9 protein-coding genes are annotated in these 11705 nt (G+C 46.9%); 5 read left to right on the top strand and 4 right to left on the bottom strand.

What is annotated here, in order from left to right; genetic code table 11:
• The first annotated feature begins 462 nt into the window (after positions 1-462).
• Together JW881_22205 and JW881_22200 are read left to right on the top strand one after the other, a co-directional pair.
• Positions 463-957 carry a small multi-drug export protein gene (locus JW881_22205; protein ID MBN1700241.1) on the top strand — a complete coding sequence of 165 codons (495 nt, stop codon included), beginning with the start codon at positions 463-465 and terminating at the stop codon, positions 955-957.
• 9 nt (positions 958-966) lie between these two features.
• Positions 967-2967 carry a UvrD-helicase domain-containing protein gene (locus tag JW881_22200; GenBank protein ID MBN1700240.1) on the top strand — a complete coding sequence of 667 codons (2001 nt, stop codon included), beginning with the start codon at positions 967-969 and terminating at the stop codon, positions 2965-2967.
• A gap of 53 nt (positions 2968-3020) precedes the next feature.
• Here the strand turns inward: JW881_22200 and JW881_22195 are convergent, their stop codons facing one another.
• Entirely contained in the window at positions 3021-3320 is a 300-nt protein-coding gene (locus JW881_22195) for a PilZ domain-containing protein (protein MBN1700239.1), read from the bottom strand.
• Positions 3321-3604: 284 nt separating this feature from the next.
• Between JW881_22195 and JW881_22190 the strand changes: the two genes are divergently transcribed.
• The 3 genes from JW881_22190 (at position 3605) to JW881_22180 (ending at position 7544) form a co-directional block, all read left to right on the top strand.
• Positions 3605-3817: a hypothetical protein gene (locus JW881_22190; protein ID MBN1700238.1), complete on the top strand. Its 213-nt coding sequence runs from the start codon at positions 3605-3607 to the stop codon at positions 3815-3817.
• A 123-nt stretch (positions 3818-3940) separates the two neighbouring features.
• Positions 3941-6646, top strand: a complete 2706-nt coding sequence (locus tag JW881_22185; GenBank protein ID MBN1700237.1) for a tetratricopeptide repeat protein — start codon at positions 3941-3943, stop codon at positions 6644-6646.
• A 148-nt stretch (positions 6647-6794) separates the two neighbouring features.
• On the top strand, positions 6795-7544 hold the full coding sequence (locus JW881_22180; protein MBN1700236.1) for a TIGR02206 family membrane protein: 750 nt from the start codon (positions 6795-6797) through the stop codon (positions 7542-7544).
• A gap of 299 nt (positions 7545-7843) precedes the next feature.
• Here JW881_22180 and JW881_22175 read toward each other — a convergent pair whose 3' ends face one another.
• The 3 genes from JW881_22175 to JW881_22165 form a co-directional block, all read right to left on the bottom strand.
• Positions 7844-9502 (bottom strand): adenylate/guanylate cyclase domain-containing protein, encoded by a 1659-nt coding sequence (locus JW881_22175; GenBank protein MBN1700235.1) that lies wholly within the window; start codon positions 9500-9502, stop codon positions 7844-7846.
• A 254-nt stretch (positions 9503-9756) separates the two neighbouring features.
• Positions 9757-11040: a hypothetical protein gene (locus JW881_22170; protein MBN1700234.1), complete on the bottom strand. Its 1284-nt coding sequence runs from the start codon at positions 11038-11040 to the stop codon at positions 9757-9759.
• A gap of 319 nt (positions 11041-11359) precedes the next feature.
• Positions 11360-11705, bottom strand: a 346-nt coding sequence (locus JW881_22165) for a GxxExxY protein (protein MBN1700233.1), incomplete at its 5' end; no start/stop codon positions are given.

The raw sequence follows: 11705 nt of genomic DNA, 5'->3' as shown, positions 1-11705 counted from the left end.
CGATATTTTTTTTCTGCCTTTTGTATAGCAAATACCGTGCCGGAAAAAGAAATCGAGACGGCAGTCTATTTTACGTTAAAATAAGCAATTACGAAAAAGACAAAAAACACCTTTTCCGTCCCTCCTATGCATAATGCATAACACGTGACTGAATATTTAAATTATCTCTTTATATTGAAACAAATAACGGCTCATTATGCGTTTTTCATGGATTATGCAAAATGCATAGAGTATATGCCTCATGCATTGGGGTAACGGTACCGGACATGCGGCAATGAATAAAGAAAAATCGGTCTCATTCCGCGCCGCCGTCAAATATTCCTTTTCCCCTAGTTGATTTTTTCCGGATAATCGGTCATAGTGGACATCCGGCCGTTTCAAGAATTCGCCTGAACCGGGCGGCATATCAGGTGCTTTTCGAAAGCCCCGCAGATACGACGAATACACAATCAAGGGTGTGCTATGACGATAAACACGATGCTGGTCAGTCTCTTCTTTTGCCTCCTTCCGATAGCGGAACTCAGGGGGGGTATTCCCTACGCCTACTTCAACGGGATGGATATCGTTTCCGCCTATTTCCTCTGCGTCGCGGTCAACGCCATGGTCGGCCCCCTCGTTTTTATCTTTCTTTCGACGGTTCACAAGCTTTTCTATCATATAACACCGTACCGGGCCTTCTTCGACAGGGTGGTCGAACGGGCCAGGAAGAAAGTCCACGCAAAAGTCGAAAAATACGGCTATATCGGAATCGCGGTCTTTGTCGCCATCCCCCTGCCGGTCACCGGCGCCTATACCGGCGCGCTCGGGGCGTGGGTGCTCGGCATGGACAGGTCGAAGTCGTTTCTCGCCATCGTCTGCGGCGTGATCGTCTCCGGGCTGATCGTCTCCGCCGTCCTGCTCGGCGGCGAGAGCACGTTCAATTTCCTCTATAACCTCTTTATCAAAAAGGTATCATAGTCGGGACCGATGGGTATACGTTACAGGGACCTCCTCAATGACGAACAGTATGAAGCCGTCAGGTCGATTGACGGCCCCCTTCTCATCCTCGCCGGGGCGGGGTCGGGCAAGACCAGGGTCATCACCTTCAGGATCGCCTACCTCCTCGAACACAACACCCCCCAGCGTTCGATTCTCGCCGTCACCTTTACCAACAAGGCGGCGAAGCAGATGTCCCGGCGAATCCGTGAGCTGACCGGGAAAAAACTCCCGAACCTCACCATCCTCACCTTTCATTCATTCGGCGCCCGGCTGCTCAGGGAACATATCACGACCATCGGGTACCGGCCGAATTTCAGCATCTACGACAGCCAGGATGTCTGCACCCTCATCAAGGAAGTCGCGCGGGAGGCGGGCTTAAAACGCGACGAGATCGACCCGTACGCCCTTTCGCATATATTTTCCGGCATCAAGACCGGAAGAACCGTCTGGACCCCGTTGACAGAACAATACAAACACCTCTACGAGGAGTACCTGCACCGCCTCAAACTTTATAATGCCCTTGATTTCGACGACCTCATCGTCCTTCCCGTCCGCATTTTATCATCGCAGCCGGAGACACTCGCCTCCTGCCATGCCCGGTACCGCTATTTCATGGTCGACGAGTTTCAGGACACTTCCCTGCTCCAGTACGAGTTTATCCGGCTGCTCGCTTCGGAGTCGAAAAATCTCTGCGTGGTCGGGGACGACGACCAGTCGATCTATTCATGGCGCGGCGCAAACTATGAAAACATCCTCAGATTCGAGCGCGACTTTCCCGGTTTCAGGGAGGTAAAGCTCGAACAGAACTACCGCTCGACGGGTAAAATACTCAACGCGGCGAACCGGCTCATATCGGTCAATAAAAACAGGAAGGAAAAACAGCTCTGGACCGTGGCGGGTGAAGGGAATCTTCTCCGGCTGCATATCTGCGAAAACGAACAAAGGGAGGGGGATTTGATCGCGGAACAGATACAATCGCTTTCCCTCACCTATGCCGTTCCCTACAGGGAGTTCGGCGTCCTGGTGCGGACCAACAGCCTTACACGCCCGATCGAAGAGGCCTTTTTACGGGCAAACATTCCGTACCGTGTTTCGGGCGGCATGAGTTTTTTCGAACGGAAAGAGGTAAAAGACATCATCGCCTACCTCCGCATCGCGGCGAATCCCGACGACGACATGAATCTCCTCAGGATCATCAACATTCCGCGGCGCGGCATCGGGAAAAAGACGATCGAATATATTACCTCGCTCGCGAAAACCCGGGGGTGCTCCCTCTACTCCGCGATCGCTGCGGCCGTTCATGCCCCGGACGCCCAGGTACAGGATAAAACGAAAAACGAGCTCGCGGATTTCTTCGATCTTGTCGAATACTACCGGAACAAGCTGCTTTCGGGTAAAAAAATGGCGGATTCGCTTCAGGGACTCGTCGAACGGATCAACTACTGGGAATACCTGGTGCAGGAGCACGCGAAAAAGGAAGTCGCCCGGTGGAAGTACCTCAATGTCGAGGGGGTGGTGAACTCGCTCGCCGATTACGAAAGCGACCCCGATATCGTCTCGCCGAATCTTTACGCCTATTTGAACAGGATTACCCTGCTTTCGCACGACGATGATGAAGACGGGAAGGAAGAGAACAAGGTGCATCTCATGACGATTCACGCGGCAAAGGGCCTCGAGTTCGACGTCGTCTTTGCCGCCGGTTGCGAGGATTCGATCATTCCGCACCGGCGTTCGGTCGAAGAGAACGAAGCGAACATCGAAGAGGAACGCCGGCTTTTCTATGTCGCGATCACCCGCGCCAAGCGTTTTCTTTTTCTGACATCGTGCAGGCAGCGGAGAAAAAAAGGAAAAATTACCGATGCCGACATCTCCCCGTTCCTGGAACACATCCCTTCCGAACTCATGGAGGCGAGTCATGATGATGAGTATGTTTCACAGGAAGACGCGGAAGATTACTTCCGGAAGTTCAGAAAGGATTACGGCCGGTAGCGAAACAGGGCCGGTCCGTTTTGAACGCAGGTACCGGGGAAAAAGGGTACACCCTATTTTTCATCCGACACCTCGATGGTTATCCTTTTATTGACAAAATCCCTTATTTTCTTTCTATAATAATCGTCGATTTCCAGAAACTCGATCCCGACCATATAGACCGATTCCTCGATCTTTTTGCACCATTTCACCTCGCACCACGCCTTTATGGTCTTGCAGTCCGAATCGGGGAAGAAAAAAGCGAGTGACATGTTTTTCCCCGCTTCGACGGGTTCTTCTGTAAACAGACAGATTCCCCCTTCGCTCACGTCTTTTGTCTTTGCCTTGCTTGTGAGGGCGTATACACCGACCACGTGTAATTCCGCCCGTTTGAATTTCCGTTTATCGTTGATAAAGCCCTGCTCCTTTATATACGGATGATGGCCTCCCTTTTTCGGATGCGGGAAGCAGGCGTTCGCCGGACAAAGTCTTCATTGATAAGTGTTATTCCTCCGTTTCTTTTTGTCAAGTATCGGATTTGTTGCCATTGCATCCGGCTTTTGGTATAATTAAACAAGAAAGCGGAATCGTGACGAACAATGTTACGGCTTCCCTCTCTGCGACAAACATTCAAACCTGCGATAAACATGGAGGAATTATGGCTGACTGCAATATAGCAAAGAATAGAAGTCACTGCAATTGTACCTATGAACCGTGCAGCAGGAAGGGGAAATGCTGTGAATGTCTTCAATATCACCTTCGCATGAATGAGGTCCCGGCTTGTTTTTTCCCTTCCGATGTCGAACGCTCCTACGACCGTTCGGTCGAAACCTTTATCCGCACCTATCGGAAGCGGGGGAGCATAGGATAGCGTTTTTTATCGCGGTGGCGGTGTTTTTTTAGCTCACTTTTCATATTGTTTCGGTCGAAATAAGAAATAAGGAAAAGTATTGTATTTGCATTCGGAAAGTATTATTATACAGGTATAGGAACATTGGGTAGTTTATATCAGAGGGCTTTACATTTCCTGAATCAGGAACAACTGGACTCATTCAAAATACCCGAGGGAATCGAGTTCGAAGACGGCTCCGGTATTTCGATCGAGGAACAGAAAGAAATACTGTCCCATATCGAAGAAATCGTCTCCCAGAACAGAATTACCGTAAGTGACGACATATTTTCAATCAAACCGAAAAAAAGGGGTGTCCTTTTCCCCTTCGTCCTCAATATTATCGCGATTCTCATCGTTGTCGCCGCCTTTTTGGGTATTCAGTACTTCTTCAACAAGCAGGAACAGGAGATAAAAATCGAGTCTTCCTCCTATTCCTCACAGGAAGGACAGCTGATCAGGGATATCAAGAAGGAAGCGGAAGACAAACTCAATGAAAAGAACTCAGAAATCATACAGATCCAGGAACAGTTGAAAAATCTGGATAGTGAAAAGGCGAAATTACAGGAAACGATGGATGATGAAATCGTCAGGAAACAGCAGGAACTCGAACGCCTTATGGCTGAAGAGATCGATAAGAAAAAAGCGGAACTCGAAGCGCAGGGACTCTCGACGGCGGAAATAGACTCACAGCTTGACGAGATAGAAATGAGTTACAACAGAGAACTCGCATCGTTTAAAGCTAAGGCTGAAGAGGATTTGAGAGAAAAAGAGGCGAACCTGGAAAGGATAAAGAACGACTATAACACCCAGCTTACAACCTTGAGTAATGAAAAAGCGAGGCTTCAGGAAGAATACGCAAAAAGGGAAAAAGAAGCCCGCGAACGGGAAGCGGCACTCGAGCGCGAGATAACGGAAACCGAGACCAGACTGGCCGAGATGACGGCACAGCGTGAAAAGGAAAATCTCTACAACGATCAGATACTCGGCATGTACAGCGATGTCAACCTCCAGCTGAAGGGTAACCGTTTTGATGCGGCGTTGAACAGCCTCGATAAAATGCGCGATTTTTTCAACAATACCGCTATCGCGACGCTTCCGACTATTTTAAAGCGGCGCAATGTCGAACTGTTCATCATCGATTCCCTTGAAAAGCTTATCGAATTCGAAACGGCAAAAGCGGATATCGACACATCGAGTCTTCTTGAAAAAGCCAATATCATATCGAGTATCAGCGCCAGGGTCGAGGCGGCCGACAGGCTTTACCGCGAGAACAGGATCGACGAAGCACAGGTCCAGTATCGCGAAGCACTCGCCATTATTCCTGAAATTAAAAAAAGCTATGAGAATCTCCTCGCGATTCAGTCGTCCAGAACGAACGAGCAGTTTGCCCTCTATTTCAGACAGGGGAACTCCTTGTTTTCCAGCCGTGATTATCAGGGGGCGATAAACTCATACAAAAATGCGATAAAGCTTTTCTCGAGCGATCCGTTCAGGGTAGAGACAATGGTCACGAACCTGATCGAGTCGGGGTACCGCCTCCAGGGTGACAGCAACGCGGTGGTCGAGGACGAGAAAGCGGCGAATCAGCTTCTCAGCAAAGCGACAGGCGCCCTTCGTACGAACGACTATGAAACCGCGATCGACGCCTATATCGAAATACTGACGAAATATCCCCGGACCCCCCAGGTGCAAAGCGCGCGCAACGGGATAAAAAATACCATCATCAAGGAAAAAGAGGCGGCCCTTGCCGACACGGATTCCCGAATTGCCGAAAAAAACGCTTTATTAGCGGAAAAAGACGCAACGATATCGGAACTGCAGGCGATTCTGGATGAGAACGTCGAGGCAAAGGAAAAGGAAGCCCTTCTCAAGGAGAAAAACGCCCTTATCGCTGAAAAAAATAAAACGATTGAAGAGCAAAACGCACTCATCAATGAAAAAAACGGACGAATCGCCGAACTCGAAGCATATTATTACATGAATATAGAAACACAAAATGCGATGATAGCGGAAAAGGAAGCGGCCCTCGCACAGAAGGACGCGAAGATCGCGGAACTCGAAACACTCCTCGATCGGAACGCCGACGCGCGTGGAAGCGAAACCCTGATTGCCGAAAAAGACAGACTCATCAAGGAAAAAAACACACTCATCGCTGAAAAGGACGCCGCGTTGGCGGAAAAGGACGAACAGATAGCGGAACTCAATGCACTGCTCAAACAGAAAGACTCGGAAATCTCCAGACTCAATACCGTAGAACGGGAACTGACAAATATAATCAGCCGGCTCGAAAAAGAAAAGAAGGAACTTTCCGCGGAACTCGCCGCCATGCAGGAACGTGCAGAATCTCCCTCGGCGACACAGCCCCCATGGGAGAGAACCGGCGACACCGCGATGTCGGCTGAGGAAACACGTGCGTATGAGGAACTTAAAACACGGATCGAGGCACTCAAGAAACGATACCGGGAATACATGGCAATGGAAGACCGGATCGTCGCCGAACAGGGAAGCATCGGGTATCTGACCACAAAACCGCTTCTCGGAGATATTCTCAATTCGGAGTTTGCCAAAGAAATTTTCCCTGATCTCTACGCGCGCTTAAAGAAATTCGACACCGCCCTTGCCGAAGACGCACGTAAAGACGGAGAATATATCGTTATGGACAGAATTCTGAATATCATCTACGACCGTATGACACTCGGTTCCACAGAAAGACCTGAAGAATACTGGAATGAAATGAGGAAAGAGTATTCGGAGGAACCTTTGTTTCTCGAACTTATTGAAGAAATCTCCACACTCATGGATAAGTGACCCGGTGACGTCTCTTCATCTGTTACTGTGTTATGCTTCCTTATACGGAAATGAACAAAAAACCTCCCGTTTACGGGGTTTTTTAACTGTTTTTTTAATCAGGATTATTGACAATCCATAAAACATTTTCTACCATGGCGGACGTACAATGTATAAATACTTTTCAAAAGAATATCTTCTCGACCAATTCTCGTATTTTTCTTACTCGCATATCATGGCATTAATCGCCGTCATTCTCGTCAATGTAATTCTTGTCGTGTGGTTGAAAAGAACGAAAAACCCGAAGACGAAAGATATATTCTGCTACTGCCTTTCCGCCCTTCTCCTGTTGCAGGAAATTTCGTACAATATCTGGCTTGCATCAATCGGAGAATGGTCGATCGGAGAATCCCTCCCGCTTCATCTGTGCGGAATGGCGATCATTCTTTCACCGGTCATGTTGATCAAAAAAAATTACCACCTCTACGAGATTATCTATTTCTGGGGAATGGCCGGCGCGTTTCAGGCCCTTCTCACACCGGGGGATCTCCACTACGGTTTCCCGCATTACCGTTTTTTCCAGTTTTTCCTGTCGCATGCATTGATCGTTATCGCCTGTCTTTATATGACTTTTGTCGAAGGTTTCAGGCCAAAATTGTCATCCGTATTGAAAACGATCATTGTCACCAATATTTATCTTGTCTTTATCGCACTCTTTAACCTGCTCGTCGGCGGCAACTACATGTTCCTTTGCCACCCGCCGAAAGGTGAAACCATTATCAGTCTGCTGGGCGAATGGCCGTGGTATATTCTGGGTCTCGAGTTGGTTGGAAGTATTCTTATTTTTCTTTTCTATGTTCCGTTTCTCATCAAAGATATTGTCGATAAGGTCAACAAGAAGGAAATCCCTGCGACGTAATGTTCATGCGTTTTTATGTCAAACATACGTAATAAACGCTAAATCCCCTGATATAAATAAAAGCATGTCATATCGGGAAATACATCGCACCAATTACGCAAGAAGCACTTCCCGTATGGATTCGCCAATCCCGCGGATTACACGTTTGAGTTGCCGTACGGGATAACGAACTCCTTGATGTATTTATACCCTCTGCATTGTATAACGCCGCAAAGTCGTACCGAATCGATTTTTGTTCATGGAGATAAAAGTAAAATCGACAAACGCTTGCCGGAATATGCCGTATACGTGGATGGGGCTTATTTTGTTTTCATGATATAGACACCGTCCCATTCGGGCGGGGGGGGCGTGACAATATATTCGTTACATCGTTTTGTAAAAGACCGGGCAACATAATCGTTTTCGAGATACTTTGTTTCCTCCTGAAACAGAAGTTTCGCCTCTTTCCATTTTCTTTCGTAAAATGTCCGCATCGCCTTCCCGTGTATTTCCCACCCTTTTTTCTGCGATTCCTTGAGTGTTCTGAGTACGGAATAGATATTGACCGGCTTTGTTTTTCCTTTGACCCTCACCTTATCGATCATTCTGCACGGAACATCATCAACGACCTTGTCCCGCAGATCTTCGGATATAATGAGATTCTGTTTGTATTCCTTGGTGAGTCCTTCGAGGCGCGATGCAAGATTCACCATATCCCCGATGACCGTATAATCCATCTTTTTCTCGCAACCGATATTCCCGACGGTGACAATCCCGTAATTTATACCGATACCGATATTGAAAAACGGCAAATTCTGCTCATGCTGATGTTTATTGAAAGCGACGAGGGCATCATGCATATCGAGCCCCGTCAGGACGGACTGGAGGGCATCGTCTTCATGTTTCACCGGGGCCCCGAAAAATGCCATTATCGCGTCACCGATATATTTATCGACGATTCCCTTTCTTCCGTAGATGATATCGACCATCATCGAAAAATACCGGTTCAATACATTCACCAGTTGATCCGGCATCATCGCTTCGGAAATCGTGGTAAAGTTCCGTATGTCGGAAAAGAGAACGGAAAGCACCCTGTTCTCACCGACAAGCATGGATTCCGGGTGCGCGTAAACCTGATCGATCACATCTTTCGGCACGTATTTCTGAAAGATCTGTTTAATTTTCTGTTCGTTTTTCTGTGCCAGCACCGCCTTGAGTGCGTAGCTTTTTATCTGATTGTAGGTTTTTTCGAGTTCACCGATCATGATATTGAAGGTATGTGCGAGTTCTCCGATCTCGTCCTTGTATTCGACCAGGACCCGTTCGGAAAGGTCGTTATAACTGATAATATGTTTCATCGTTCCCACGACCCGGGTCAGTGGTTTGGTAAGATAAATCGCGAAAAACCAGAGAAAAATGACAGATAAAAACAAAGACGCGCCCAGAATGATCAGACTCATGTTATTGATCTGATTGACTTCATTATAAAAGGAATTTTTTTCTTCGGTAATCATAAAATACCATTCAAACGGCTCGAAGAAAAAGCCGGTGGCCACACGGGTCACGCCGCCAAGAACCGGTTCGACCAGCCTGGTTTCCCGGTCCTCGATAAGCTTTCGTAATTCGGTTTTTTCATTTTCCGCGACTTCCAGAATATCGGTATAAAAAACGAGATTGATATCCTCGTCGAACGCGATGATCCGTTCAGTATCACTTTTGATGAGGCTGTTGGCAAACGAGAGAATACCGGCCTTCGCCGCTTCCACGAACTCATCCTGTTCGGTGAGATTATTTTCGAGTAAAATCCCCCATTGGTAATCGGCGTTTTTTTTGAGTTCCTCTGTCTTGAATCCAAGGAACCTGTTCGCGATCCGGGTAATGCCCTGTCTGGCGAGAAAATATGAAGCCGTTCCCGATACCAGAAGTGCCACGATAAGAAGGGGAAGAACAATAAGTATGATTTTAACCTTGATCGTCACCTGCGGCCTCCCCCGTTAATAATGACAAAGCTGCTTCTATCGATTAATCGCAGTCCGCCGAAAGGCCGTTTTTTACCGCATATTTTCCGCACGGATTGTTTTTCTCCTCCGTTTTCAATCAAAAGAGGTCTTTGTATAAATATAATATCGGCAGGATTGTTGTGCAACCTGAAGAAATGAAAATTTACAAAAAACCCACACCTTTTTTATAAAAACGTATAAATCTGTCAGCAGGTTATTTATACGAGGATTCGTTAACGGGTAAGTTTTTCGATCTCATCGGTGTTGTACGTCAACATTCTGAAATTAAATGTCGCCGGACTAATGTACCGTGTCGTCGTCTCAGAGAAGACCATCATAAACTTCCCTCCCGAATTTTCAATCTCGTAGTTGAACCGAAGATCTTCCGTGTAAAATGACGTTATCACGCTTCCTGATGCATGATATATTTCGACGACGTCCCCTTTCCGTGTATAGAGACATGAGGTCGAAAGAAAATGCAGCACCGGTTCCCTGATGCCGATACTTTTTGCGCTTCCGGATGCCGTGTCGGAGAAATTCCAGGTGTACGTCCGGTACCCGGAAGCGGATTGATCGAAATAGTTCGCATATCCACTTCCACTCATACTGTCGTATGCATAGAAAAAAGCCTCTTCCCCGCCGTATGAGAGTTGTATCCAATACAGGTTATCCTCTTCGGTGCGCAACAGCAGGGGGTCGACAAGGTCGCCTTCATCGTTTATTGCACAGGATGCCTCATAATAACGGTAACTGGACGGCGCGTAGGTCGTACTGCAACACAGCAGATAAAGCCGGTGTGTATGCGGACTGATATAAGCCCCGTTGACGGAAAGTTCTGAATCAGAGTCCACCCCGATACTCCCCCCGAATGCATCGAAGATAAATCCGTCAAGGCTGACGGGGGTTCCCGATGAAGCGTTTTTCCATAATAATATTCCGTCTTCATGACAAGCCACGTCCATGATACTTTTGAGTCCGCCGCTTTCGCGTTCATGGTAAAAACAGATGACAAGAAGTTTCGCGGGATTGTCTTCGAGAGGAGAAAGAACGTATTCATTATCGGTATCGGTGCGAATACCGGGGCTAACATCGATGCCGTTTGAAAGCCTTCCCGACTCATCAACATACCAGAGTGAGAGTGTGTCGCTTCTTTCCCATACGACAAAGCCCCGGTTATAGAGGCCCTGTTCCGGGATAAAGTATACCTCATCAAGCCGGGCATTGAATGCAGCGTTTTCGATAGTTATCGGTCCCACATGTGAGAGTGAGTTCATCTGGTCATTGACTCCGGTGTTTTCTTCTATATGGTCGGCGTAGAAAACCGCCCTGCATGAACAAAAAAGAACCATCACCACAATGAAGACAACCGGCGCCATTTTAATGTTTTTGACGATACGGTCACCGATAATGGCACTACCTCCTTTCAGCCCGCACACCAGCGTCACTTCCTGAGACGGCGGGGCGAACCTTCGCTTTATAAAAACACTTCGGTCTTCAAGACGATGTACCCATTCCATGCTGTTTTACATTGTCAGTCTTGTCGTTTCATCGATAAAAGCGGTGTTGCATTTCGATAGCAGGGAAAAGTATAGTTGAAAATCGGCATTTTGTCAAATTAATACGTGTCGCACCAGCAATTCCCGGTGATAGATTTTTTTTCTGATTTTTACAGCCAATTCTGATTGATAAGCATGTATATATTCATAAGAATAACAAATTTATTTTCAGAATTTAGCCTGCGTTGCATTTACACACTAATGAGTACATAATTTCCCCCGGGAAGGAGTACTCCTGTTTCAAGGTGAGGATTGTGAATTTTATGACACTAAACATCATTTATCCATTCATAGATATACTTTCTGCTCTTTTCTTTTGTGGTATAGGTATCCAACAGGCCTCCCTTCCTGAGACCTTCAATGTCAGCACAAAGGGATTTATGATCTTTTGGCTTTGCAACCAATAGAAAGGGTCCTGGAGATAAAAAAGAGCAAAAGCCGATGTACTGTTGAAATTGATAAGATAACCGATAGTGATATTTGATATTTTTAGATAGTTAATGGTTTGTGCTTCCATAAGCTCTTTTAATACGTTTACTGCTTTTAATTCTACAATAATTTTCTTTTCGATGACTAAATCGGCGTAAAAAATACCAATGTTTTTACCTTTGTAGAATACCGGGAAT

The sequence above is a fragment of the Spirochaetales bacterium genome, from assembly GCA_016930085.1.
Classification (GTDB): domain Bacteria; phylum Spirochaetota; class Spirochaetia; order SZUA-6; family JAFGRV01; genus JAFGHO01.
The sequence above is the reverse complement of the archived record's forward strand: the minus strand, read 5'-3'. Positions and strand labels throughout refer to the sequence as shown.